The following is a 23,883-nucleotide window of genomic DNA, read 5'->3' as shown; positions in this document are numbered from 1 at the left end:
AGACAACCCCACACACATGACATCCGCCAACCGATTTCCCTCGGCCGACGGCCTCTGGACCGCGCTGCGCCTGGCACCGGGCGCAGCGCCCGGCGCGACTACCGAGGCCGACGCCACGATCGCCGTCACCGGCGGCATGGTGCGCTGGGTCGGCGCGCGCCATGCGGTGCCGGCCGAGTTCGCCGGCCTCGCACCGCACGATGGCGGCGGCGCGCTCGTCACGCCCGGCCTCGTCGACTGCCACACGCACCTCGTCTACGGCGGCCAGCGCGCCAACGAATTCGCGATGCGGCTCGCGGGCGCCAGCTACGAGGAAGTGGCGCGTGCCGGCGGCGGCATCGTGTCGTCGGTGCGCGCCACGCGCGAGGCCGACGAGGACACGCTCTTTGCCGCGGCCGCCGCACGCCTCGAGCAGCTGCTGGCAGACGGCGTCTGCGCGATCGAGATCAAGTCGGGCTACGGCCTCTCGCTCGAACACGAGCGCAAGCAGCTGCGCGTGGCGCGGCGCCTGGGCGAAGCCTACGGCGTGACCGTGCGCACCACCTTCCTCGGTGCGCATGCGCTGCCGCCCGAGTACGCCAACCGCAGCGGCGATTACATCGATGCGGTGTGCCGCGAGATGCTGCCCGCGCTCGCGGCCGAAGGGCTGGTGGACGCGGTCGACGTGTTCTGCGAGCGCATCGCCTTTTCGCTCGACGAGACCGAGCAGGTGTTCCAGGCCGCGCAGGCGCTCGGCCTGCCCGTGAAGCTGCATGCCGAGCAGCTCTCGGACATGGGCGGCGCCGCGCTGGCCGCGCGCTATGGCGCGCTCTCCTGCGACCACATCGAGCACCTGTCGGCCGAGGGCATCGCGGCCATGCGCCGCTCGGGCACGGTGGCCGTGCTGCTGCCCGGCGCCTACTACACGCTGCGCGACACGCACCTGCCGCCCATCGAAGCGCTGCGCGCCGCCGGTGTGCCGATGGCCGTGTCGACCGACCACAACCCCGGCACCTCGCCCGCGCTCTCCTTGCTGCTGATGATGAACATGGCCTGCACGCTGTTTCGCCTGACCGTGCCCGAGGCGCTGGCTGGCGTCACCGTGCATGCGGCGCGCGCGCTCGGCCTGCAGGCCACGCACGGCGCCATCGCGCCGGGCATGCCGGCCAACTTCGTGCTGTGGAACGTGCGCGATGCGGCCGAGCTCGCCTACTGGTTCGGCCAGCGGCCGGTGCGCTGCGTGGTGCGGCAGGGGCGTATTTCTTTTCCCTCTCCCTCTGGGAGAGGGCAGGGTGAGGGCCTGCGGCCATGAATACGAGCCCTCACCCCAACCCTCTCCCAGAGGGAGAGGGAGCAGGACAAACGCTCTTCGCAGCCGATGCGCTGCTGCCCGCAGGCTGGGCCAAGAACGTCCTGCTGACGTGGAACGACGCGGGCCAGCTCACGCAGGTACAAGCCGGTGCGCAACGCAGCGCCGACACGCCGGACGCCCACGGCCCGGTGATCCCCGGCATGCCCAACCTGCATTCGCACGCCTTCCAGCGCGCGTTCGCGGGGCTCACCGAACACCGTGCCGAGGCCACCGACAGCTTCTGGAGCTGGCGCACGCTGATGTACCGCTTTGCCGCGCGCCTCGGCCCCGCGCACATGGAGGCGATCGCCACCTGGCTCTATGCCGAGATGCTCGAGGCGGGCTACACCAGCGTGTGCGAGTTCCAGTACGTGCACCACGACATCGGCGGGCGCCCGTATGCCGACGATGCGACGCTGAGCCTCGCGTTGCTGCGCGCCGCGCAGAACGCCGGCATCGGCTTCACGCTGCTGCCGGTGCTCTACCAGGCGAGCGGCTTCGGCGGCCAGCCCCCCAATGAAGGCCAGCGCCGCTTCATCCGCAGCACCGACTCGATGCTGCGCCTGCTCGAGGCCCTGAAGCCCGCCTGCGACGCGCAGGGCGCGCGCCTGGGCCTTGCGCCGCATTCGCTGCGCGCGGTGCCGCCCGGGGCGCTGGCCGAGGCGCTCGCGGGGCTCGACGCGATCGACCCCACCGCGCCGATCCACATCCACATCGCCGAACAAACCAAGGAGGTCGACGACTGCATCGCCTGGAGCGGGCAGCGTCCGGTCGCGTGGCTGCTCGACCATGCGAAGGTCGATGCGCGCTGGTGCCTGGTGCATGCCACGCACATGGACATGGCCGAGTACGAGCGCGGCGCGGCAAGCGGCGCGGTCGCGGGGCTGTGCCCGACCACCGAGGCCAACCTCGGCGACGGCATCTTCGACTTCACGGCCTGGCGCCGGCACGGGGGCGCCTGGGGCGTCGGCTCCGACAGCCACGCCACCGTCAATGCCGCGGAAGAACTGCTGATGCTCGAATACAGCCAGCGGCTTGCGCGCCGGCAGCGCAACGTCGGCGCCGAGCCCGCGCATCCGCACGTGGCCACCGCGCTCACGCTCGGCGCGGTGCAGGGCGGCGCCCAGGCTTCGGGCCGCGCCATCGGCGGGCTGGCCGCGGGCCAGCAGGCCGACTTCGTCGTGCTCGATGCCGCGCACCTCGCGCTGCAGGGCCTCGGCGCCGCCGATGCGCTGTCGTCGCACGTGTTCGCGAGCCACCGCACCTCCGCCATCGACGCGGTCTGGGTGGCGGGCCGGCCGCGCGTCGTGGCCGGACGCCATGCGCTGCACCACGAAGCCGCCGCCGCGTTCGCCGCGGCGCGCAGCGAACTGCTGAAAGAGAATTGAGATCCTCATGCCCTTCACCACCACCGAACCCCCTTTCCGCTTCCGCCAGGGCACGCGCCCGCTGCTGATCTCGATGCCGCACGTCGGCACCCATGTGCCGCCCGCGCTCGCCGCGCGCCTGACCGACGAGGCGCGCCACGTGCCCGACACCGACTGGCACCTCGAGCGCCTCTACGACTTCGCAGACGAACTCGGCGCCTCGGTGCTCGTGGCGACGCATTCGCGCTACGTGATCGACCTGAACCGTCCGCCCGACGGCGCGAGCCTGTACCCGGGCCAGAGCGTCACGGGCCTGTGCCCGGTCGACACTTTCGACGACACGCCGGCCTATGCCTCGCGCGACGACCTGCCCGGCGGGGCCGAGGTCGCCGAGCGCCGCGAGGCGATCTGGCAGCCCTATCACCGGCAGCTCGCGGCCGAGCTCGCGCGCCTGAAGGCCGCGCACGGCACCGTCGCGCTGTGGGACGCCCATTCGATCCGTTCGGTGCTGCCGCGCTTCTTCGAAGGCAAGCTGCCCGACCTGAACCTGGGCACCGGCAAGGGCACGAGCTGCGACCCGGTGCTGGCCGCGCAACTGCTTGAGATCGGCAAGGCGGCGAAGGGCTACACCGCGGTACTCAACGGCCGCTTCACCGGCGGCTACATCACGCGCGCCTACGGCAACCCGGCCGCGGGCGTGCATGCGGTGCAGCTCGAGATGACGCAGTCGAGCTACATGCAGGAGCAGCTGCCCTTCGACTACCTGCCCGACGTGGCCGCGGGCGTTCAGCCGCATGTGCGCCGGATGATCGAGGCGATGCTGGCGTTCGTCGAAGCCGCGCCAAAGGGCTGACAGCCGCCAGGGCCAGCGCCCGCTTCCTACAATCGGGGGCTATGAAGCCCCTCGTCTATACCCGTGGCCAGGCCCTTGCCGGCATCCTCGAAAAGCGCATCGCCATCCTCGATGGCGCGATGGGCACGATGATCCAGCGCTTCAGGCTCACCGAGGCGCAGTACCGCGGCGAGCGCTTCAAGGACTTCGAGCGCGACGTCAAGGGCAACAACGAGCTGCTCTCGCTGACCCGGCCCGACGTAATCCGCGACATCCACGAGGGTTACCTCGCCGCGGGCGCCGACCTGGTCGAGACCAACACCTTCGGCGCGACCACCGTCGCGCAGGAAGACTACAAGATGGCGCATCTCGCGCGCGAGATGAACTTCGAATCCGCCAGGCTCGCGCGCGCGGCCTGCGACAAGTTCAGCACGCCGGACAAGCCGCGCTTCGTGGCCGGCGCGCTCGGCCCCACGCCCAAGACCGCGAGCATCAGCCCCGACGTGAACGACCCCGGCGCGCGCAACGTCAGCTTCGAGGAACTGCGCGCCGCCTACTACGAGCAGACCGAGGCGCTGGTCGAGGGCGGCGCCGACCTGCTGCTGGTCGAGACCATCTTCGACACGCTCAATGCCAAGGCCGCGCTGTTCGCGGTCGACGAGTACTTCGAGGCGAGCGGCGAGCGCCTGCCGCTGATCATCAGCGGCACCGTCACCGACGCTTCGGGCCGCATCCTCAGCGGCCAGACCGTGACCGCGTTCTGGCACAGCGTGCGGCATGCCCGGCCGCTGGCCGTGGGCCTGAACTGCGCACTTGGCGCGGCGCTCATGCGGCCCTACATCCAGGAGCTGGCCAAGGTCGCGGGCGACACCTTCATCAGCTGCTACCCGAACGCGGGCCTGCCCAACCCGATGAGCGAGACCGGCTTCGACGAGACGCCCGACGTCACCTCGCGGCTGCTGCACGAATTCGCGGCCGAAGGGCTTGTCAACATCGTCGGCGGCTGCTGCGGCACCACGCCCGACCACATCGCGGCGATCGGCCAGGCCGTGGCGCCGATGCCCGTGCGTTTGTTGAACAACAGCGCTGGCTTCTACCGCGAAGCCGCCTGACTGTCCCACCCCCGAAGCGGCTCACTTCGTGTAGCCGCCTCCCCCTCAAGGGGGCAACACCAGCGGCCTGGCAGAGCCGGTTCCGCGGTGTTCGCACGGAGGGAGGAAGAGCGCGCCGTCGGCTGATTGACGGTGATGGAGGCTGCGCCTAGGCTGGGCGCACACAAGAAAGCCCCTTCGCCATGAACCCCAAGCATTCCTTCTCCTTGCGCTGGCTCGGCATCGGTGCGCTGGCGTTTGCGCTGCCGTTTTTGGCGGCCGCGCAGCAGGCCTACACGCGCGCGTCGGTCAACCTGCGCGCCGGCCCGTCGGGCGACTATCCGCTGGTGGCGCGCCTGGCGCCCGGCCAGCCGCTCGATGTGATCGGCTGTACCAGCGGCTACGGCTGGTGCGACGTGGTGCTGCCCGACGGTGGCCGCGGCTGGGTCTGGTCGCGCAGCCTCGATTACGCGTGGCAGGAGCAGCGCGTGCCGCTCGCGACCTATGCCGCAACGATCGGCGTGCCCGTCGTGACCTTCGTGATCGGCAACTACTGGGCCAACTACTACCGCGACCGGCCCTGGTACGGCGAGCGGCGTTGGTGGGGCCAGAGGCCGCCGCCGCCGCCCGTGGCGGGCTGGCGTCCGCCACCGCCGGTGCGGCCGGCCTGGCAGCCGCGGCCCTGGCCGGGGCCCGGCTTCAAGCCCGGGCCAGCGCACGGCGTGCGCCCCCCGCACGCGCCGGGCCACCCGCGCCCGCACCCGGGGCCGGGCTTCCGCCCACCCGGCGACCCTGGCTTCAAGCCGCCGCGGCCCCAGCCTGTGCACCGGCCCGGACCGCCATCGCGCCCGCCGCAGATGCACCCCGGTGGCGGGCGGCACGAAAGTGGCGGCGGCGGACGCGGACGCGGGCGCGGGGAAGGCAAGGGCGGTGGCGGTGGTGGCCGGGGCGGTGGCGAAGGCGGCGGCCGGGGTGGCGGCCACGGGAACCGCAACTGAGCGTTGGCCAGGCACGTTAGGCACCGGCAGCGATCCCCGCCGCCGCCTGCCGGTCCCGCGCAATCAACGCCACGAAGCGTTGCGCGCCCAGCCCCAGCGGCCGCTCGCGCGACCACACTACGTCGACCCACAGGTCGAGCCCGTTGCTGAGGTTCTCGAACGGAATCTCGACCAGCGCACCGGTCGCCACATGCGGCCGCGCGAAATTGCGCGGCAGCCAGCCCCAGCCGAGGCCGGCGGTGATCAGGCTCAGCGCGGCCAGCGCGTTGTCGGTGCGCCAGACATGGCGCGCGAACACGAAGCGCGGGTCGCTGGTGGCGAGGTCGCGCCCCGCCACCACGATCTGCCGCGTGTTCGTGAGGTGCTCCTCGCGCAGGCGCTGGCCGGCGGCCGCCTGCAGCACCGGATGGCCGGGGGCCATGACCGCCACCATGGTGTCGCTGCCCACTTCCTGGAATCCTTCGCGGCCGTCGAGGCTCGGCCGCTCGAACACCAGCGCCAGCTGCGCGCGCCCGCTGTGCAGCAGGGCCAGCGCATCGGCCTGCGGCGCCGCCAGCACCTCGACCTGCAGCAGCGGGTATTCGTCGGCGAGCGCCGCGAGCGGACCGCTCCAGGGCGCCGCCAGCAGTTCGGGCGCGATCGCCAGCGTGAGGCGGTCTTCGAGCCCGCGCGTGAGCGCGAGCGCCTGCACCTGCAATTGCTTGAGCTGCGCCGCGAGCAGCCGCGCCTGCGGCTCGAGCGAGCGCGCGGCGGCGGTCGGCTGCGGTTCGCGGCCGCTGCGGTCGAACAGCGACAGCGCCAGCTCGGCCTCGAGGTTGGCGATCGCCATGCTCACCGCCGACGGCACCTTGTGCAGCGCACGCGCCGCGGCCGAGAAGGAGCCGTGGTCGATCACGGCCAGAAAGACTTCGACGCTGTCGCTGGAGAAGGCCATGGGTGTCGATCTATCAATAAAACTGAAACAAGTTAACTTTTTATATCAGCAAATCACAAATAAAGTCCAGGCATCGCTTTTTCATTTGCCAGAGGAACAGGTCATGCAGGGCATCCAACGCCGCGTCGTCTACATCGCTCTTTACGAAGGGATCGCCATCGTGGCCGCCAGCGCCGGGCTGGCGCTGATGACGGGCGCGGGGCTCGGCCATTCGGGCGCGCTGGCCGTCGCGGCCTCGGTGGTCGCGGTGATCTGGAACCTGCTGTTCAACGCGCTTTTCGAGCGCTGGGAAGCGCGCCAGGCCGTGCGCGGGCGCAGCCTGCGCCGCCGCATCGCCCACGCGATCGGCTTCGAGGGCGGGCTGATCGCGGTGCTGGTGCCGCTCTTTGCCTGGGGCCTGGGCGTGACGCTCTGGGAGGCGCTGGTGATGGACCTGGGCCTGGTGGTGTTCTTCCTGGTCTACACCTTCGCCTTCAACTGGGGCTTCGACCGCGTGTTCGGCCTGCCGGCCTCGGCCGCCCCCGCCGCACCCGCGTCGGCGGACGGGATGGCGCGCCAGGGCGCCTGAACGCCCCCGCGCGGCCGCGGCGCCTGCCGCAGCCGGTAAAATCACGCTCCCTTCCAAGGAGCGTTGCAGCGGCGGCCCACACAGCGGCCCGCCGTCAGGCTTGGAAGGCGCCCTGCTGGCCGGGGCGCAAGCCGCCAACGACGCTCACCTGCCGTTTTTCCCTGCACAGGTGAGCCCCGATGAGCGATGTTTCCACGACCCCCGTTCCCGCGATGAAGCTGTCCGGCCTCGAGCCGGTGGCCATCGGTGCCGGCTCGCTGTTCGTCAACATCGGCGAGCGCACCAACGTCACCGGCTCGAAGGCCTTCGCGCGGATGATCCTGAACGGCCAGTTCGAAGAGGCGCTGGCCGTGGCGCGCCAGCAGGTCGAGAACGGCGCGCAGGTGATCGACATCAACATGGACGAGGCCATGCTCGACAGCAAGGCCGCGATGGTGCGCTTCCTGAACCTGATCGCGAGCGAGCCCGACATCGCGCGCGTGCCCGTGATGGTCGACAGTTCGAAGTGGGAAGTCATCGAGGCGGGCCTGCGCTGCATCCAGGGCAAGGGCATCGTCAACTCCATCTCCATGAAGGAAGGCGTCGACAAGTTCAAGCACGAGGCCCGGCTCGTGCGGCGCTACGGCGCCGCGGCGGTGGTGATGGCCTTCGACGAGAAGGGCCAGGCCGACACCTACGAACGCAAGATCGAGATCTGCGAGCGCGCCTACCGCATCCTTGTGGACGAGGTGGACTTTCCGCCCGAGGACATCATCTTCGACCCGAACATCTTCGCGATCGCCACCGGCATCGAGGAGCACGACAACTACGCGGTCGACTTCATCAACGCGGTGCGCTGGATCAAGCAGAACCTGCCGGGCGCCAAGGTGTCGGGCGGCGTCTCCAACGTGAGCTTCAGCTTCCGCGGCAACGACCCGGTGCGCGAGGCGATCCACACCGTGTTTCTCTACCACGCGATCCAGGCCGGCATGGACATGGGCATCGTCAACGCCGGCATGGTCGGCGTGTACGACGACCTCGAGCCGACCTTGCGCGAGCGGGTGGAAGACGTGGTGCTGAACCGCCGTTCCGATGCGGGCGAGCGCCTGGTCGAAGTGGCCGAGACCGCCAAGAGCGGTGCCAAGGACGACAGCAAGAAGCTCGAATGGCGCGGCACGCCGGAGCATCCGGTGCACGTCAACCAGCGCCTTTCGCACGCGATGGTGCACGGCATCACCGACTTCATCGTCGAGGACACCGAAGAGGCCTACCAGCAGATCCTCGCAAAGGGCGGCCGGCCGCTGCACGTGATCGAAGGCCCGCTGATGGACGGCATGAACATCGTGGGCGACCTGTTCGGCCAGGGCAAGATGTTCCTGCCGCAGGTGGTGAAGTCGGCGCGCGTGATGAAGTCGGCCGTGGCCCACCTCATTCCCTACATCGAGGAAGAAAAGCGCCAGGACGAGGCCGCGGGCCGCGACGTGCGCACCAAGGGCAAGATCATCATCGCCACGGTGAAGGGCGACGTGCACGACATCGGCAAGAACATCGTCACCGTCGTGCTCCAGTGCAACAACTTCGAGGTGGTGAACATGGGCGTGATGGTCCCGTGCCACGAGATCCTGGCCCGGGCCAAGGTCGAGGGCGCGGACATCGTCGGCCTCTCGGGCCTGATCACGCCGAGCCTCGAGGAGATGCAGTACGTGGCCGGCGAGATGCAGAAGGACGACCATTTCCGCATCCGGAAGATCCCGCTCATGATCGGTGGCGCCACCACCAGCCGCGTGCACACGGCCGTGAAGATCGCACCGCACTACGAAGGCCCCGTGGTCTACGTGCCCGACGCCTCGCGCAGCGTGAGCGTGGCGCAGAGCCTGCTGTCGGATCAGGCGGCCGCCTACATCGGCGAGATCAACGCCGACTACGACAAGGTGCGGCTGCAGCACGCCAACAAGAAGCAGGTGCCGCTGTGGCCGCTCGCCAAGGCGCGCGCCAACAAGACGCCGATCGACTGGTCGAACTACGTGCCGCCGGTGCCCAAGTTCATCGGCCGGCGCGTGTTCAAGAACTTCGACCTGACCGAGCTCGCGAAGTACATCGACTGGGGCCCGTTCTTCCAGACCTGGGACCTGGCCGGCCCGTTCCCCGCGATCCTCAAGGACGAGGTCGTCGGCACCGAGGCCGTGCGCGTCTATGCCGACGGGCAGCGCATGCTCAAGCGGCTGATCGAAGGGCGCTGGCTCACCGCGAGCGGCGTGGTGGGCTTCTGGCCCGCCAACACGGTGAACGACGACGACATCGCGCTCTATACCGACGAGACGCGCAGCGAAGTGGCGCTCACCTGGTACGGCATGCGCCAGCAGGCCGAGAAGCACGTGATCGACGGCGTGATGCGCCCGAGCCGCTGCCTGGCCGACTTCGTCGCGCCGAAGGACAGCGGCCTCGCGGACTACGTGGGCGTGTTCGCGGTCACCGCGGGGCTCGGCGTCGAGAAGAAGGAGAAGTACTTCACCGACGACCTCGACGACTACTCCGCCATCATGCTCAAGGCGCTGGCCGACCGGCTGGCCGAGGCCTTCGCCGAGGCGCTGCACCATCGCGCGCGCACCGACTTGTGGGGCTACGCGAGCGACGAGGCGCTCGGCAACGACGAGATGATCGCCGAGAAATACCGCGGCATCCGCCCCGCGCCCGGCTACCCAGCCTGCCCCGACCACAGCGTGAAGCGCCCGATGTTCGACCTTCTGGGTTGCGCGGACATTGGCATGACGCTCACCGAAAGCCTCGCTATGATGCCGGCCGCCAGCGTGAGCGGTTTCTACCTGAGCCACCCCGACGCCACGTACTTCAACGTCGGCAAGATCGGGCACGACCAGCTGCAGGACCAGGCCGCGCGGCGCAAGCAGAGCGAATCCGAACTCGAGCGCCTGCTGGCACCCAACCTTTGAACCCGCCGGCCGCCCGGCACCGGGAGTCGTTATTCAGAAGCTGATGTTTGCAGCCGCGCAGTACGCGGCATGGGCGGTCTTCGTGGTCGCCTGCTGGGGCGCGGGACGCGCGCTGCTTGCGCACCTGGCGCCGCCGCCCCGTCGCGATGCCTGGCTCGAGGCGGCCATGGCCGCGGCCCTCGGGGTCGGCTTCTTCATCTGCGCCTTCCAACTGCTCGCGGTCTTCGGCCTGTTCAAGCCGCAGGCCACGGCGGCGCTGGTCGGCGCGGGCGTGCTGGCGGCGGCGCTGCAGGCAAGGCCCTGGTGGCGCGCGCTGCGGGTGCTGCGCGGCACTGCGGCCGTCGCCGCCCGGGCGCCCTGGACGCGCAACGAGAAGATCGCCGCCATCGCGCTCGCGCTGGTGGCGCTGCCATCGATCGTCGCGCCGCTCGCGCCACCGGCCGCGTTCGACGAGCTCATGTACCACCTGCCCTATGCGCGCCTGGTGGCCGAGCAGGGCAGCCTCGGCATCCACGAGTGGCTGCGCTACCCCTGGTTCCCGTACAACTACAACCTGCTCTATGCGGCCGCGCTGCAACTCGGCGACGACGTGCTGCCGCACCTGCTCAACGGACTGGCCGGCGCGCTCTCGGTGCTGATGGTCTTTCGCCTCGGCATGCAGCATGCGAACCGGCTCACCGCCTGCATCGGCGCCGCGATCTGGCTCGGCATCGGCGACTATTCGAATGCGCTCATCGACATGGGCGTGGCGCTCTTCGTGCTCACGGCCTGCGTGGCGCTGTGGTGGTGGCGCGAGTCCGAGCCGGTGGCGGGCGGCATGCGCTGGCTCGGCGTGGCGGCCTTCGCGCTCGGCGTGGCTGCGGGTTCCAAGTACCAGGCGCTGACCTTCCTGCCGCTGGTGGCGCTGTTCGTCGTGTGGCACGAGCGGCGGCCCAAGGCCTGGGCGCTGGCGCTGGCCTGCTTCCTCGTGCCCTGCATCTATTGGTATGCCCGCAATGCCGTGATGACCGGCGACCCGTTCAACCCGATCGGCGCCCGCGTGTTCGGCTTCACCGACTGGATCCCGGCCGACTACGTGCAGCAGGTCGCCGATGTGCGCGACCATGCCGCGCGGCCCAACCTGCTGATCTGGGCCGTGTTCCTCGCGCCCTTCGGCCTGCTCTGGAAGCGCTCGTCCGCGCTGCGCGCCGCCGGCTGGTTCAGCTTCTATTCAGTGGCCGTCTGGCTCATCACTTCGCGCTATCCGCGCTACCTCACGGCCTCGTATCCGCTGATCGCGCTGACGGCGGCCATCGGCTGGCAGGTGCTGTTCGGCTGGATCGTGGGCGGCCTGCGCCGGCTGTTCGGCGCCCGCGGTGCGCCGGCCGGCGCCGCTGCGGCGGCGGTGGCTTCGCCGGGGCGCTTCGGCCTCGTGGCCGACTGGGCGGCCGTGCTGCTGCTGGCCGCGCTCGCCGCGGTGTCGATGCGGCAGACCGCCGAGAGGATCGCGATGATCTCGCCCACACAAGAGACGCGCGAAGCCTTCCTGCGGCAGAACGTGCCCGGCTATGGCGCCATGGATTACCTGCGCCGGAATGCCGACGGGCGCGTCTACCAGATCGCGCTCAACGAGGCGATCTACTACGGGCCAAACCCGATCTGGGGCGACACGCTCGGCCCCTGGCGCTACCGCGACTTTTTGCTGCTGCCGCCGGGCGACATGGCGCGCAAGCTGGCCGGAATGGGCTTTACCGCCATCGTCATGCCGACCTCGCTGGTGCCCACGCTCGCCACCCGGCCCGGCTTCGACGCGCACTTCACCCTGCTGTACGAACAGGATGGCGGCCGGGCGTACCGTATCCTCTCAAGCGCACCATGAACGAGCCCCAGACGCCAACCACCGCCCCGATGCGCATCGCCGCGGTCATCCCCTGCTACAACGAGGCGCTTTCCATCGCGCAGGTGATCGCCGAGTTCCGCGCGGCGCTGCCCGAGGCCGAGATCCACGTCTTCGACAACAACTCGACCGACGACACAGGCACCATCGCGCGCGCGAACGGCGCCTGGGTCACGCACGTGGCCGCGCCCGGCAAGGGCAACGTGGTGCGCCGCATGTTCGCCGACGTCGAGGCCGACGTTTACGTCACGGTCGACGGCGACGCCACCTACGACGTGGCCAGCGCGCGGCGGCTGGTCGATGCGCTGGTGGAGGGCAACCTCGACATGGTGGTGGGCAGCCGCGTCGACGATGGCCAGAACGCGCTCACCTACCGCACCGGCCACCGCTTCGGCAACCGGCTTCTGACCGGCGCCGTCGCGCAGCTCTTCGGCGGCGGCCTGACCGACATGCTCTCGGGCTACCGCGTGTTCTCGCGCCGCTACGTGAAGTCGTTCCCCGCGCTGTCGCAGGGCTTCGAGATCGAGACCGAACTCACCGTGCATGCGCTCGAACTGCGCATGCCCTATGCCGAGATCGCGACCGCCTACACCACGCGCCCCGAGGGCTCGCACAGCAAGCTCTCGACCTACCGCGACGGCTGGCGCATCCTCAGGACCATCTGCAAGCTGTTCATCAGCGAGCGGCCGCTGCAGTTCTTCTCGATCTTCGCGGCGGTGCTGGGCATCGGCGCGATCGCGCTGGCGATCCCGCTCCTCATCACTTACATGCACACCGGCCTGGTGCCGCGCCTGCCCACCGCGGTGCTCGCGACCGGCGCCATGCTCGCGGCCATGCTGTCGATGGTGTGCGGCGTGGTGATGCACGCGATCCGGCTCGCGCGCCGCGAAACCAAGCGGCTGCGCTACCTCGGGGTGCCGGGCGTCGGGCTGTTCCGCCGCGGGGCATGAAACCCGGCCGCGAGTTCCTGCTGTTCGCCGCGGTCGGCGCAGCGGGTTTCGTGGTCGACGTGGCGGTGCTGTACCTCGCCGCGCCCTGGCTCGGCTGGTACGGCGCGCGCGTGGTGTCGTTCCTGGCGGCGGCCACCGCGACCTGGGCGCTGAACCGGCGCTACACCTTCGCGGCGCGGCCGTCGGGCAGCTCGCTCGTGCGCGAATACCTCGGCTATCTCGTCACCATGCTCGGCGGCGCGGCCGTGAACTACGGCGCCTACGTGGGGGTGCTGCATGCCTTCGAAGGCCGCTGGGTGCCGGCGCTCGGCGTCGCGGCCGGCAGTTGCGCGGGGCTCGTGGTCAATTTCGTGGCCGCGCGGCAACTCGTCTTCAAGGCGCGCCGCCGGCCCTAGCCTCTCAGTGCGCGCCCGAGACCACCACCGGGATCTCGGTCGCCGGCGGCGTGTTGCGGCTGCGGCCGCAGCGCACGATGCCGTCGATCATCACCATGCCCACGCCCGGGATGTCGCCGAGCTGCACGCTCTCGAGCAGGCCCGGCGCGGGCGAATGCTGGGCCCGGTCCATGAACACGAAGTCGGCATCGCGGCCCACTTCGACGAGGCCGCAGTTGAGCTTGCGTATCTTCGCGGTGTTGCCGGTGGCGAAGCAGAACACCAGCTCGGCCGGGATGTTCGCGATCGAAGACAGCATCGCAATCATGCGCAGGATGCCCAGTGGCTGCACGCCCGAGCCCGCGGGCCCGTCGGTGCCGAGGATCACGCGGTGCGGGCACTTGAGCTCGAGCGCCGCCCGGGCCGCCGCGATGGCCACCTTCTCGTTGCCGTTGTGCACGATCTCGATCGCGCGCGAGCTCTTCTCGCACAGCTCGCACACGTGCGCCTCGGGCAGCGAGGTGTGGCCGCCGTTGATGTGGCCGATCACGTCGGCGTCGGCCTCGAGCACCACGTCCTTGTCGATCAGGCCCGAGCCCGGAATCGAGGGCCCGCCCGTATGGATCGTGCTCTGGATGCCGTACTTGCGCGCCCAGGCGACCATCTCCTTGGCCTCGTAGCCGGCCTTGACCGAGCCCAGGCCGACTTCGCCGAGCAGGCTCACGCCGGCTTCGGCGAGTTCCTTGAAATCGCTCTCGACCATGCCCTTCTCGATCACCGGTGCGCCGGCCAGCACCTTCACGCCGCCGGGACGGAAGTTGTCGAACGCACGCTGCGCGGTGATGGCCAGCGCCTTCAGGCCCACGATGTCCTTCGGCCGGCCCGGCAGGTGCACTTCGCCGGCCGAGATCATGGTGGTCACGCCGCCGTGCATGGTCGAGTCGATCCAGCCGATCTGTCCCTGGCGCGGCGTCCAGTCGCCGAAGACCGGATGCACGTGGCTGTCGATCAGGCCCGGCGCGACGCAGGTCTTCTTCGCGTCGATGACCGTCTTCGCGCCTTCGAGGTCGCAGTCCTTCTGCTTGCCGACCGCGACGATCAGGCCGTCGTTCACCACGATGGTGTCGGCGTCGAGGATGGGCCGGTCGATGTCGCCCGACAGCAGGAGCCCTATGTTCTGGATGACGACCTTGCCCGACTTGCCGCCGGTTGCGATTTCTGCCATGGGGTTTTGTCCTCGTCGTGGGGTGGAGTGATGTTGTTGGGGGCCTGGCCTTCGTCGGCCCGCACGGTGCGCAGCAGCGTCTCGATCACGAACGCTTCCCAGTGCGCGATCGCCTCGGGCGACTCCAGCGGCTCGCCGAGAAAGGCCGTGAGCGTGTGCCGGTTCGAGGTGTAGAAGTAGCCGGTCGAGGCGATCAGCAGGTAGATGTCGCGCGCCACCAGGTCGCGGCGGAACAGCCCCTGCGCCGCGCCGCTCGCAAGGATCTCGGCAAGGATCGACACCGCGCGCGACGAATACTCGCGCGCCCGCAGCGACTTCGAGATGTGCCGGCCCTTGTGCAGGTTCTCGGTGTTGAGCAGCGTCACGAACTCGGGGTTCCTGCGGTAGTAGCCGAGCACGAAGCGGATCACCTCGGTCAGCGCCTCGACTGGCCGCGAGGCATCGAGCGCGATCGCGGCCTCCGCATCGTCCATGCGCTGGTAGATGCCTTCGAGCACCGCGATGAACAGGCCTTCCTTGCTGCCGAAGTAGTAATAGATCATGCGGTCGTACGACTTCGCGGCCTTGGAGATCTTCTCCACGCTGCCGCCGTCGTAGCCGTATTTCGCGAAGACCTTGGTCGCCGCCTTCAGGATGCTGTCGCGCGTGGCCTGCGCCGCGGCCTCGCGCACGCCGGTGCGGCGCTGGGGCTTGGCGGCTGCGGTGCTGCGGCTGTCGGCCATCGTTCGCGCGGCGGGACCTGGCTACTTCTCGGCGAAGGCGCGCTCGACGACGAAGTCGCCTGGCGTGGAGGTGTTGCCTTCCTTGAAGCCGCGCTTCTCGAGGATGTGCTTCAGGTCGACCAGCAAGCCGGGGCTGCCGCAGAGCATGACGCGGTCTTCCACCGGATTGATCGCGGGCAGGCCGAGGTCGTCGGTGAGCTTGTTGGTCTCGATCAGGTCGGTGATGCGGCCCTGGTTGCGGAACTCCTCGCGCGTGACCGTGGGGTAGTAGAGCAGCTGCTTCGCAACCATCTCGCCGAGGAACTCGTGCTTGGGCAGGTGGTCGGTGACGAGGTCGTGGTAGGCCAGCTCGTCGACCTGGCGCACGCCGTGCACCAGGATGACCTGTTCGAACTTCTCGTAGGTCTCGGGGTCTCGGATCACGCTCATGAACGGTGCGAGGCCGGTGCCCGTGCCGAACAGGTAGAGGCGCTTGCCCGGCAGCGTGTAGTCGATCAGCAGCGTGCCGGTCGGCTTGCGCCCGACGATGATGGTGTCGCCGACCTGGATGTGCTGCAGCTTCGAAGTGAGCGGGCCCTCTTCGACCTTGATGCTCAGGAACTCGAGGTGTTCCTCGTAGTTGGGGCTCACGATGCTGTAGGCACGCAGCAGGGGCTTGCCGTTGACCTTCAGCCCGATCATCGTGAAATGGCCGTTCGAAAAACGCAGCGCCGGGTCGCGCGTGGTGGTGAAGGTGAACAGGCGGTCGGTCCAGTGGTGGACGCTCAGGACGCGTTCTTCGCTGAATGCACTCATACGGAACTCAAGAGTTGTTGGGTTGTGGACAGTGAGGATGGCTGAGCCGGAATGCACCTTGAAGGGGCGGCAAGCACCGGCCGGCTGCGAACCCTCCATTGTCGTTGGTCGGAAAAACCCCGATGAACACCGCGAGAAAACACCATTGCAAGCACCGGGCCCGTTTGCTACATTGGTCTCGAATGTAGTGAACGCAACATGAAAGTGTAGGGAATGCTACACAAACGGCAGGCGGCGCACAAGCGGGCGGACGGCACGTTTGTTGCAAACCCCACCGGACCTGCTGCCTCCGCACACTGCCCACGAGATCGCCCCGATGACCGAACACACCAAGACAGACGGACTGCCCGGCATGGACATGCCGGTGGCCTTCGAAGCCGGCGCCAGCGCCTTCGGCAAGGCCCCGCCGCGCAACGAGAAGATGAGCACCGCCAAGGTCGAGTGCAACGCCTGCCCGGTGCTGTGCCAGATCTCCGAGGGCCGCACCGGTGCCTGCGACCGCTATGCCAACCGCGAGGGCGTGCTGGTGCGCGTCGACCCCGTGGTGCTGCTGCGCCGCGAGCTCGCCGCCGAGACGCCCGCGCTGGTGCCCTTCGACCGGCCCGGCGCCACGGCCGCCGAGGGCGCCGAGGCCGGCGCTCCCGACTGGAACGGCGACCTGCTGCATGCCGACCAGGTCTTCGTGACCGGCGTGGGCTCGTCCACCACCTATCCCGACTACAAGCCCGCGCCCTTCATCGTGGCCTCGAAGGCCGAGGGCGTCGACATGGTCACGGTCGTCACCGAAGGCATCTTCAGCTACTGCAGCTTCAAGGTGAAGATCGACACCGACCGCTTCCTCGGCCCCGAGCAGGCCAATGTGCGCTACCGCGGCGAAGTCGTGGGCCATGTCACCACCGCCGAATACGGCTCGCAGATGCTGTCGCTCGGCGGCGTGCACCACCTCACGGGCGGCAGCAAGAAAGAGGGCCGCATGACGGTCGAGCTGATGCAGCTGCTCGGCAACAAGAAGGCGGTGGAGTGCACCATCGACGGCGGCTCCACGCTCGTGGTCCAGGCCGGCCGCGCGCCCATCGTCAACGGCGTCGAGGAGCAGCGCATGCGCGTGGGCTGCGGCTCGGCCGCGGTCGGCATCTTCGCGCGCCAGTTTGCGGGCGTGGCCGACGAGGTGGTGGTGGTCGACGACCACATCACCGGCGTGCTGACCGAGCACCAGGCCGGGCGTTGCCTCGACATGCCGCCTTCGGGCATCCAGATGCTGGGGCGCAAGTCCACGCCGGGGCGCTACTTCCAGGTCGCGAACCCGGGCAACGGCTGGGGCGGCACCGACATCGCCGATCCGCTCGCGATCATCGAAGGCTGGGAGGAGGGCGTGGCGCGCCCCGGCCTGCGCCTGTTGATGACATCGACCACCGGCGAGCATGCGCAGTGGTACGTGCTCGACGATGCGCTCAAGCCCGTCGAGCAGCCGATGCCGCTCGACGTACGCCGCATCGTCGAGCGCATCGGCGAGAACTGCGAACCATCGCTGTGCACGGTGCTGTTCCTCGGTGGTGCGGGCGGCAGCTTGCGCGCCGGCGTGACCGAGAACCCGGTGCTGCTCACGCGGGCGATCAAGCGCGCGCTCGTCAACGTGACCTGCGGCGGCGCCCCGGCCTATGTGTGGCCCGGCGGCGGCATCACGGTGATGGCCGACGTCATGCGCATGCCCGACAACAGCTTCGGCACCGTGCCCACGCCGGCCATCGTGGCGCCGATCGAGTTCAGCATGCGGCGCGCCGACTACGAGGCGCTCGGCGGCCACGTGGCGCACATCTTCCCACTCGAGCAGGCGCTCGCGCGCGGCGCATGGCAGGAGGACGGCGCGCCGCTCGCACGCCAATGGCTCGCGATGGACGCGGCCAATCCGTGGCCGCTCGGCCACGCGCCGATGCTGGGGTGAAGCATGTCCACCTCGACGTGCGCCGCGGCTGTTGCTCCTTCCCCCGCTGGGGGAAGGTTGGGATGGGGGCGGGCAGAGCGCCCGATGGATGCGCCGCGAGCCCCCACCCCAGCCCTCCCCCGGAAGGGGAGGGAGGAATACCGCGCCGCTCAGGCGCGTCTGTTGCCATGAGCGCCCAACGCACCGCGCTGGACGAGCGCCGCTGGCATTTCCAGCACGGCCCGATCGACATCGTGGTCGAGGCGCACGGCGATCCGTACGCCGTCGCCGCCGCGCACGACGCGGCATGGGCGCGCTTCGTCCATGTGCTCGACGAACTGGTGCGCGAGCTGCCGCTGCTGCGCCTGCCCGCGAGCGACAACAGACGACCGCGTGGCGCCGTCGCGGCGCGCATGTGGCAGGCCTGCGCCGCGTTCTCGCCGATGTTCCTCACGCCGATGGCGGCCGTGGCAGGCTCGGTGGCGCAGGAGCTGGTTGCCTTCTACGAACGCCCCGGCATCGAGCGCGCCTGGATCAACAACGGCGGCGACATCGCGCTGTACCTTGCGCCGGGCCAGTCGGCACGCGTGGGCGTGTATGCCGACCTGGCGCGCTTCGACTGGCGCAGCCACGCGCGCGAAGGCGGCCTCCTCACCACCGACGGGCAGTTCGAGATCCGCGCCGCCCAGCCCGTGCGCGGCGTGGCCACGAGCGGCTGGCGCGGCCGCAGCTTCTCGCTCGGCATCGCCGACAGCGTGACCGTGCTCGCCGCCACTGCCGCCCAGGCCGATGCCGCCGCCACCGTGATCGCCAATGCGGTCGACGTGGACGATGCCGCGGTCGTGCGCCGGCCCGCCAACGAATGCAAGGACGACAGCGACCTGGGCGATTTCCTGGTCACGGTCGACGTGCCGGCGCTCGCGCCCGCGCAGGTGCGGCGTGCGCTCGACGCCGGCGCCGTGTGCGCGCAGGCGCTGCAGAAAAGCGGCCTGGCCTGGGCCGCCCTGCTCGTTTGCCAGGGGCAGTTTCGAGTCGTCGAGCCCTTATGCTCCAAGTCGCTGCCCGCTGCGCAGGCCGATGCAGTTGGTTCAGTATTTGCTTAACGAAAAGCAAGGTTCTTTCCCATGATCGATATACGCCGCGTCTTCACCCAGGTCGAGCACATCCACCACGAGTTCGGCCCGCGCGCCGAGACGCCACTGGTGCGCGGTGCCATCGGCGCGGTGCTGACCAATCCGTTCGCCGGCCGCTACGAGCCCGACATCCTGCCGATGATGGCGCTGCTCGATCCCGTGGGCGTCGACATGGCGCACCGGCTGCATGCGGCCATGGACGTGCCGCTCGCACAGATCGCCACCTACGGCAAGGGCGCCATCGTTGGCGCAGCGGGCGAGCTCGAGCATGGCGCGCTCTGGCACGTGCCCGGGGGCTATGCGATGCGCGAGCTGCTCGGCTGGAAGGGCGACCGCGCCGCCTACACCGCGGGCAAGGGCGAGGCCAAGACCGGCCAGCCCGGCAATGCGCTGTCGATCGTGCCCTCGACCAAGAAGGTCGGCCCGCCGGGCGCCGCGCTCGACGTGCCGCTCACCAACATCAATGCGAGCTACGTGCGCGGCCAGTTCGATGCCATCGAGGTGCGCGTGCCCGGCGCGCCGGCCGCCGACGAGATCGTCTTCATCCTCGCGATGAGCACCGGCTACCGCGTGCATGCGCGCGTGGGCGGGCTGCTGGCCGAGAACATCAGCAAGTGGGACGGCCTGAGATGAAGTACTCCCCCAAGCTTGCCCACTTCGTGTGGCCGCCAACCCCCTCGCCGGGGGCAACACCAGCGGCCCGGCAAAGCCGGTTCCGCGGTGTTCCCGCATTTCAGAGACAAGGAATCAAGAGAGCATGACCACAGCCAACATCCGCAAGCTCGTCATTCAAGTCGACGAAACCCGCAAGGAAATGGGCCGCGAGATCACGCCGCCCACGCGCCGCGCCGTCGCCATCGCGGTGATCGAGAACCCCTACGCAGGGCGCTACAGCGAGAACCTCGACGAACTCATCGCGATCGGCGAGGAGCTCGGCGCGCTGCTCGGCCAGAAGGCCGTGAAAGCGCTCGGCATCGAGCCGGGCCAGGTCCAGAGCTACGGCAAGGCTGCCATCGTCGGCGAAGGCGGCGAGCTCGAGCATGCGGCGGCGATCCTGCATCCCAAGCTCGGCGCGCCGCTGCGCGTGGCGGTCGAGAAGGGCGCGGCGCTCGTGCCCTCGGCCAAGAAGCGCGGCACGCTCGGCACCGCCATCGACGTGCCGCTCGGCCACAAGGACGCGGCCTTCGTGCGCAGCCATTTCGACGCCGTCGAGGCGCGCGTGTCCGACGCGCCGCGCGCCGGCGAGATCGTGGTCGCCGTGGCCGTCACCGACAGCGGCCGGCCGCTGCCGCGCATCGGCGGCCTTCAAGCTAGCGAGATCAAGGGCGAAGACGGGTTGAGATGAGTACTCCCCCCAGTCTTCGCGCACTTCGTGTCGCTTCGCCAACCCCCTCACCGGGGGCAACACCAGCGGCCCGGCAAAGCCGGTTCCGCGGTGTTCCCCGTAAAGACCTCGTTTTTCTTGTCCCTTCCAGGAGCTTCCCGATGAACCCACTGCGCCATGTCTTCTGCGCCGCTTCCGCCCTCACGCTGGCGACCGCGGCCCTCGTTCCTGCGCACGCCCAGGGCGTGATCAAGATCGGCGAGATCAACAGCTACAAGGCGCAGCCCGCCTTCCTCGAGCCCTACAAGAAGGGCATGGAACTCGCGGTGGACGAGATCAATGCCAAGGGCGGCGTCAACGGCAAGAAGATCGAACTCATCAGCCGCGACGACAACGCCAACCCCGGCGACGCGGTGCGCGTGGCCGAGGAGCTGGTCTCGCGCGAGAAGGTCGACGTGCTCGCGGGCGCCTTCCTCTCGAACACCGGCCTGGCGCTGACCGACTTCGCGAAGCAGAAGAAGTTCTTCTACCTGGCCGCCGAGCCGCTGACCGACAAGATCGTCTGGGCCAACGGCAACAAGTACACCTACCGCCTGCGCCCCTCGACCTACATGCAGGTCGCGATGCTGGTGCCCGAGGCCGCCAAGCTCAAGAAGAAGCGCTGGGCGGTCGTGTACCCCAACTACGAATACGGCCAGTCGTCGGTCGCCACCTTCAAGACGCTGCTGAAGGCCGCGCAGCCCGACGTCGAGTTCGTGGCCGAGCAGGCGCCGCCGCTCGGCAAGGTCGATTCGGGCAGCGTGGTGCAGGCGCTGGCCGACGCCAAGCCCGACGCGATCTTCAACGTGCTGTTCGGTGCCGACCTGTCGAAGTTCGTGCGCGAAGGCAACACGCGCGGCCTGTTCAAGGGCCGCGAGGTAGTGAGCGTGCTGACCGGCGAGCCCGAGTACCTCGACCCGCTCAAGGACGAGGCGCCCAACGGCTGGATCGTGACCGGCTACCCGTGGAACGGCATCAAGACGCCCGAGCACAAGGCCTTTCTCGATGCCTACCAGGCCAAGTTCAAGGACTATCCGCGCCTGGGCTCGGTGGTCGGCTACAGCGCCATCTACTCGATCGCCGAAGGCGTCAAGAAGGCCGGCGGCACCGACACCGAGAAGCTCGTCGCGGCCTTCAAGGGCCTGCAGGTCGACACACCCTTCGGCAAGATCAGCTATCGCGCGCAGGACAACCAGTCGACCATGGGCGCGTATGTCGGCAAGACGAAGAACGAAGGCGGCAAGGGCGTGATGGTCGACTACGTCTACCTCGACGGCGCCAAGTTCCAGCCGACCGACGACGAAGTCAAGAAGATGCGCCCCGCAGACTGACTGCGCGGCTCCTGCACCGCGTCCGCGGCCCTTCTTGCATGAAGGCGCGGAGGCGGATGTCTCCCGTTTCCTCAGGGTCCTTATGAGTTTTTCAGGCTTCGTTGTTCAGTTGCTCAACGGGTTGGCCGGCGCGTCCTCGCTGTTTCTCGTGGCCGCCGGCCTTTCGCTGATCTTCGGCGTGACGCGCATCGTCAATTTCGCCCATGGCTCGTTCTTCATGGTGGGCATCTACATCGCGTACACGCTGGTCGACAAGCTGGGCTCGAGCCTGGGCTTCTGGCCCGCGCTGCTGGTCGCGGCGCTCGCGGTCGGCGTGCTAGGCGCGCTGATCGAGGTGCTGCTGCTGCGCCGCATCTACAAGGCGCCCGAGCTGTTCCAGTTGCTCGCCACCTTCGCGCTCGTGCTGGTCATCAAGGACGCGGTGCTGTGGCTCTGGGGGCCCGACGAACTGCTGGGGCCGCGTGCGCCGGGCCTCAAGGGCTCGGTCGAGATCCTCGGGCGGCAGTTTCCGTCGTACGACCTGTTCCTGATCGTGGTCGGGCCGGTGGTGCTCGGGCTGGTGTGGCTGCTGCTCACGCGCACCCGCTTCGGCACGCTGGTGCGCGCCGCCACGCAGGACCGCGAGATGGTCAGCGCACTCGGCGTGAACCAGGCCTGGCTCTTCACCGCGGTGTTCGCGCTCGGCGCGCTGCTCGCGGGACTGGGCGGTGCACTGCAGTTGCCGCGCGAACCCGCGACGCTCGAGATGGACCTCAACACCATCGGCGCGGCCTTCGTGGTGGTGGTGGTCGGCGGCATGGGGTCGCTGCCCGGCGCCTACGTGGCTGCATTGCTCATCGCCGAGATCAAGGCGGTGTGCATCTGGCTCGGGGTGGTGGAGATCTTCGGCGTCGACGTGTCGTTCTCGAAGCTCACGCTGATGGTCGACTTCCTCGTGATGGCCGCCGTGCTGGTGTGGCGCCCGTGGGGCCTGTTCGGCCGCGCGCAGGCACCGAGCCGCTACGTCGGCATGCAGGAGGAGCCGCTGCGCCGCCCCGGCAACGCCTACATGGCGGGCGCTGCCGTGCTCGCGCTGCTGCTCGCGGGGCTGCCGCTGCTCACGGCCGATTCGCCCTACACGCTGGTGCTCATGATCGACCTGATGATCGCGGCGCTGTTCGCGACCAGCCTGCACTTCATCATGGGCCCGGCCGGCATGCATTCGTTCGGGCATGCGGCGTACTTCGGCCTCGGTGCCTACGGTGCGGCGCTGCTCGCGCGCTCGCTGAACCTGCCGATGGAACTCACGCTCGTGGTCGCACCGCTCGTGGCCGCGCTCGGCGCCTTTGTCTACGGCTGGTTCGCGGTGCGGCTGTCGGGCGTGTACCTGGCCATGCTCACGCTCGCCTTCGCGCAGATCACCTGGGCCATCACCTACCAGTGGGACAGCTTCACGGGCGGCAGCAACGGCCTCACCGGCGTGTGGCCATCCGACTGGCTGTCGGACAAGCGGGCCTATTACTGGCTCACGCTGGTGCTGGTGGGTGCGGGCGTGTGGTGGTTGCGGCGCGTGCTGTATTCGCCGTTCGGCTATGCGCTGCGCGCGGGCCGCGACTCGGTGCTGCGCGCCGACGCGATCGGCATCGACGTCAAGCGCATGCAGTGGGCCGCCTTCGTCATCGCAGGTGCGGTGGCAGGGCTCGCAGGCGCGCTGTTCGCATTCTCGAAGGGCAGCATCTCGCCGGAGACCCTGTCGGTGGGCCGCTCGGTCGACGGGCTCGTGATGGTGCTGCTCGGTGGCATCCAGACGCTCGCGGGGCCGGTGGTCGGTGCGGTCACCTTCACCTGGCTACACGACACGGTGGCGCGCAACACCGACTACTGGCGCGCGATGCTCGGGGCGATCATCCTGCTGCTGGTGCTGTTGTTTCCGCAGGGGATTGCGGGGGCGATCAGGCAGTTGTGGGGGCGTTTTTCTTCTTCGCGTGAGGTGGGGGAGGTGCGGACGTGAGGGATTCTTTTGGGTTTCGGGGCCGGGTTTCGCCCCGGCGGGCGAGCTACTTTCTTTTGCTTCGCCAAAAGAAAGTAGCCAAAGAAAAGGCGACCCCGCTGTCTGCGACCCCTTCGCTGCGCTACGGGGCAACCTGCGGTGCTCGCGTTTCGCGGG

The 23,883-nt window shown here is 69.3% G+C and carries 20 protein-coding genes and 1 riboswitch; of the genes, 16 read left to right on the top strand and 4 right to left on the bottom strand.

Features of this window, described 5'->3' with window-relative positions; all coding sequences use genetic code 11:
- Positions 1 to 16 precede the first annotated feature (16 nt).
- The 5 genes from hutI to AC3A6G_RS26735 all read left to right on the top strand — a co-directional run bounded on the left by hutI (position 17) and on the right by AC3A6G_RS26735 (position 5,618).
- Positions 17 to 1,291 carry an imidazolonepropionase gene (hutI, locus tag AC3A6G_RS26755; protein WP_487875019.1) on the top strand — a complete coding sequence of 425 codons (1,275 nt, stop codon included), beginning with the start codon at positions 17 to 19 and terminating at the stop codon, positions 1,289 to 1,291.
- Positions 1,288 to 2,718: a formimidoylglutamate deiminase gene (locus AC3A6G_RS26750; RefSeq protein ID WP_487875018.1), complete on the top strand. Its 1,431-nt coding sequence runs from the start codon at positions 1,288 to 1,290 to the stop codon at positions 2,716 to 2,718. Before hutI ends, AC3A6G_RS26750 begins: the two co-directional genes overlap by 4 nt.
- A 7-nt stretch (positions 2,719 to 2,725) precedes the next feature.
- Positions 2,726 to 3,550: an N-formylglutamate deformylase gene (hutG, locus tag AC3A6G_RS26745; RefSeq protein WP_487875017.1), complete on the top strand. Its 825-nt coding sequence runs from the start codon at positions 2,726 to 2,728 to the stop codon at positions 3,548 to 3,550.
- 41 nt (positions 3,551 to 3,591) lie between these two features.
- Positions 3,592 to 4,641, top strand: coding sequence for a homocysteine S-methyltransferase family protein (locus AC3A6G_RS26740; protein ID WP_487860626.1), 1,050 nt, complete (start codon positions 3,592 to 3,594; stop codon positions 4,639 to 4,641).
- A 182-nt stretch (positions 4,642 to 4,823) separates the two neighbouring features.
- On the top strand, positions 4,824 to 5,618 hold the full coding sequence (locus AC3A6G_RS26735; protein ID WP_487875016.1) for an SH3 domain-containing protein: 795 nt from the start codon (positions 4,824 to 4,826) through the stop codon (positions 5,616 to 5,618).
- Between the two features lie 16 nt (positions 5,619 to 5,634).
- On the opposite strand, the gene AC3A6G_RS26730 is transcribed toward AC3A6G_RS26735, so the two are convergent.
- A complete protein-coding gene (locus AC3A6G_RS26730; protein ID WP_487875015.1) occupies positions 5,635 to 6,552 on the bottom strand; it encodes a LysR family transcriptional regulator in 918 nt (305 codons plus the stop codon).
- 103 nt (positions 6,553 to 6,655) lie between these two features.
- Here AC3A6G_RS26730 and AC3A6G_RS26725 point away from each other — a divergent pair, with 103 nt between their 5' ends.
- The 5 genes from AC3A6G_RS26725 to AC3A6G_RS26705 all read left to right on the top strand — a co-directional run bounded on the left by AC3A6G_RS26725 (position 6,656) and on the right by AC3A6G_RS26705 (position 13,268).
- The gene (locus AC3A6G_RS26725; protein ID WP_487875014.1) at positions 6,656 to 7,120 is read left to right on the top strand and encodes a PACE efflux transporter; all 465 of its coding nucleotides are present in this window, start codon (positions 6,656 to 6,658) and stop codon (positions 7,118 to 7,120) included.
- A gap of 49 nt (positions 7,121 to 7,169) precedes the next feature.
- A riboswitch (S-adenosyl-L-homocysteine riboswitch) is annotated at positions 7,170 to 7,273 on the top strand.
- 59 nt (positions 7,274 to 7,332) lie between these two features.
- On the top strand, positions 7,333 to 10,047 hold the full coding sequence (gene metH, locus AC3A6G_RS26720) for a methionine synthase (protein WP_487875034.1): 2,715 nt from the start codon (positions 7,333 to 7,335) through the stop codon (positions 10,045 to 10,047).
- 43 nt (positions 10,048 to 10,090) lie between these two features.
- Positions 10,091 to 11,905 carry an ArnT family glycosyltransferase gene (locus tag AC3A6G_RS26715; protein ID WP_487875013.1) on the top strand — a complete coding sequence of 605 codons (1,815 nt, stop codon included), beginning with the start codon at positions 10,091 to 10,093 and terminating at the stop codon, positions 11,903 to 11,905.
- Positions 11,902 to 12,873 carry a glycosyltransferase family 2 protein gene (locus AC3A6G_RS26710; protein WP_487875012.1) on the top strand — a complete coding sequence of 324 codons (972 nt, stop codon included), beginning with the start codon at positions 11,902 to 11,904 and terminating at the stop codon, positions 12,871 to 12,873. The genes AC3A6G_RS26715 and AC3A6G_RS26710 overlap by 4 nt, the downstream gene beginning before the upstream one ends.
- Entirely contained in the window at positions 12,870 to 13,268 is a 399-nt protein-coding gene (locus AC3A6G_RS26705) for a GtrA family protein (protein ID WP_487875011.1), read from the top strand. The genes AC3A6G_RS26710 and AC3A6G_RS26705 overlap by 4 nt, the downstream gene beginning before the upstream one ends.
- Before the next feature lie 4 nt (positions 13,269 to 13,272).
- Here AC3A6G_RS26705 and AC3A6G_RS26700 read toward each other — a convergent pair whose 3' ends face one another.
- The 3 genes from AC3A6G_RS26700 to AC3A6G_RS26690 are packed head-to-tail and all read right to left on the bottom strand — an operon-like array spanning position 13,273 to position 15,989.
- Positions 13,273 to 14,472, bottom strand: a complete 1,200-nt coding sequence (locus AC3A6G_RS26700) for an amidohydrolase family protein (protein WP_487860617.1) — start codon at positions 14,470 to 14,472, stop codon at positions 13,273 to 13,275.
- Positions 14,418 to 15,194: a TetR/AcrR family transcriptional regulator gene (locus AC3A6G_RS26695; protein ID WP_487875010.1), complete on the bottom strand. Its 777-nt coding sequence runs from the start codon at positions 15,192 to 15,194 to the stop codon at positions 14,418 to 14,420. The genes AC3A6G_RS26700 and AC3A6G_RS26695 overlap by 55 nt, the downstream gene beginning before the upstream one ends.
- Before the next feature lie 21 nt (positions 15,195 to 15,215).
- Entirely contained in the window at positions 15,216 to 15,989 is a 774-nt protein-coding gene (locus AC3A6G_RS26690) for a ferredoxin--NADP reductase (RefSeq protein WP_487865944.1), read from the bottom strand.
- Positions 15,990 to 16,305: 316 nt separating this feature from the next.
- On the opposite strand from AC3A6G_RS26690, the gene AC3A6G_RS26685 reads away from it, so the two are divergent.
- The 6 genes from AC3A6G_RS26685 (at position 16,306) to AC3A6G_RS26660 (ending at position 23,727) form a co-directional block, all read left to right on the top strand.
- A complete protein-coding gene (locus AC3A6G_RS26685; RefSeq protein WP_487875009.1) occupies positions 16,306 to 17,931 on the top strand; it encodes a 6-hydroxynicotinate reductase in 1,626 nt (541 codons plus the stop codon).
- Positions 17,932 to 18,098: 167 nt separating this feature from the next.
- Positions 18,099 to 19,013, top strand: a complete 915-nt coding sequence (locus AC3A6G_RS26680) for a UPF0280 family protein (protein ID WP_487860613.1) — start codon at positions 18,099 to 18,101, stop codon at positions 19,011 to 19,013.
- A 21-nt stretch (positions 19,014 to 19,034) separates the two neighbouring features.
- Positions 19,035 to 19,676, top strand: a complete 642-nt coding sequence (locus AC3A6G_RS26675; RefSeq protein WP_487860612.1) for an amino acid synthesis family protein — start codon at positions 19,035 to 19,037, stop codon at positions 19,674 to 19,676.
- A 124-nt stretch (positions 19,677 to 19,800) separates the two neighbouring features.
- Positions 19,801 to 20,388: an amino acid synthesis family protein gene (locus AC3A6G_RS26670; RefSeq protein ID WP_487860611.1), complete on the top strand. Its 588-nt coding sequence runs from the start codon at positions 19,801 to 19,803 to the stop codon at positions 20,386 to 20,388.
- A gap of 140 nt (positions 20,389 to 20,528) precedes the next feature.
- Complete coding sequence (locus AC3A6G_RS26665; protein WP_487860610.1) at positions 20,529 to 21,737, top strand: ABC transporter substrate-binding protein; 1,209 nt, start codon at positions 20,529 to 20,531, stop codon at positions 21,735 to 21,737.
- Between the two features lie 82 nt (positions 21,738 to 21,819).
- Positions 21,820 to 23,727: an ABC transporter permease gene (locus tag AC3A6G_RS26660; RefSeq protein WP_487875008.1), complete on the top strand. Its 1,908-nt coding sequence runs from the start codon at positions 21,820 to 21,822 to the stop codon at positions 23,725 to 23,727.
- The last annotated feature ends 156 nt before the right edge of the window (positions 23,728 to 23,883 follow it).

Source organism: Variovorax sp. Soil_C_26, from assembly GCF_057657075.1.
Note: the sequence above shows the minus strand (reverse complement) of the source record. Positions and strands in the feature narration are given on the sequence as shown.

Bases quoted from the DNA above. Each gene is read 5' to 3' on its own strand.
- AC3A6G_RS26660 (WP_487875008.1), top strand. From the start codon at position 21,820: ATGAGTTTTTCAGGCTTCGTTGTTCAGTTGCTCAACGGGTTGGCCGGC.
- metH (WP_487875034.1), top strand. From the start codon at position 7,333: ATGAAGCTGTCCGGCCTCGAGCCGGTGGCCATCGGTGCCGGCTCGCTG.
- AC3A6G_RS26690 (WP_487865944.1), bottom strand. From the start codon at position 15,989: ATGAGTGCATTCAGCGAAGAACGCGTCCTGAGCGTCCACCACTGGACC.
- AC3A6G_RS26685 (WP_487875009.1), top strand. From the start codon at position 16,306: ATGACCGAACACACCAAGACAGACGGACTGCCCGGCATGGACATGCCG.
- AC3A6G_RS26740 (WP_487860626.1), top strand. From the start codon at position 3,592: ATGAAGCCCCTCGTCTATACCCGTGGCCAGGCCCTTGCCGGCATCCTC.
- AC3A6G_RS26665 (WP_487860610.1), top strand. From the start codon at position 20,529: ATGAACCCACTGCGCCATGTCTTCTGCGCCGCTTCCGCCCTCACGCTG.
- AC3A6G_RS26750 (WP_487875018.1), top strand. From the start codon at position 1,288: ATGAATACGAGCCCTCACCCCAACCCTCTCCCAGAGGGAGAGGGAGCA.
- AC3A6G_RS26730 (WP_487875015.1), bottom strand. From the start codon at position 6,552: ATGGCCTTCTCCAGCGACAGCGTCGAAGTCTTTCTGGCCGTGATCGAC.
- hutG (WP_487875017.1), top strand. From the start codon at position 2,726: ATGCCCTTCACCACCACCGAACCCCCTTTCCGCTTCCGCCAGGGCACG.
- AC3A6G_RS26715 (WP_487875013.1), top strand. From the start codon at position 10,091: ATGTTTGCAGCCGCGCAGTACGCGGCATGGGCGGTCTTCGTGGTCGCC.
- AC3A6G_RS26675 (WP_487860612.1), top strand. From the start codon at position 19,035: ATGATCGATATACGCCGCGTCTTCACCCAGGTCGAGCACATCCACCAC.
- AC3A6G_RS26680 (WP_487860613.1), top strand. From the start codon at position 18,099: ATGAGCGCCCAACGCACCGCGCTGGACGAGCGCCGCTGGCATTTCCAG.
- AC3A6G_RS26700 (WP_487860617.1), bottom strand. From the start codon at position 14,472: ATGGCAGAAATCGCAACCGGCGGCAAGTCGGGCAAGGTCGTCATCCAG.
- AC3A6G_RS26735 (WP_487875016.1), top strand. From the start codon at position 4,824: ATGAACCCCAAGCATTCCTTCTCCTTGCGCTGGCTCGGCATCGGTGCG.
- hutI (WP_487875019.1), top strand. From the start codon at position 17: ATGACATCCGCCAACCGATTTCCCTCGGCCGACGGCCTCTGGACCGCG.
- AC3A6G_RS26705 (WP_487875011.1), top strand. From the start codon at position 12,870: ATGAAACCCGGCCGCGAGTTCCTGCTGTTCGCCGCGGTCGGCGCAGCG.
- AC3A6G_RS26725 (WP_487875014.1), top strand. From the start codon at position 6,656: ATGCAGGGCATCCAACGCCGCGTCGTCTACATCGCTCTTTACGAAGGG.
- AC3A6G_RS26695 (WP_487875010.1), bottom strand. From the start codon at position 15,194: ATGGCCGACAGCCGCAGCACCGCAGCCGCCAAGCCCCAGCGCCGCACC.
- AC3A6G_RS26710 (WP_487875012.1), top strand. From the start codon at position 11,902: ATGAACGAGCCCCAGACGCCAACCACCGCCCCGATGCGCATCGCCGCG.
- AC3A6G_RS26670 (WP_487860611.1), top strand. From the start codon at position 19,801: ATGACCACAGCCAACATCCGCAAGCTCGTCATTCAAGTCGACGAAACC.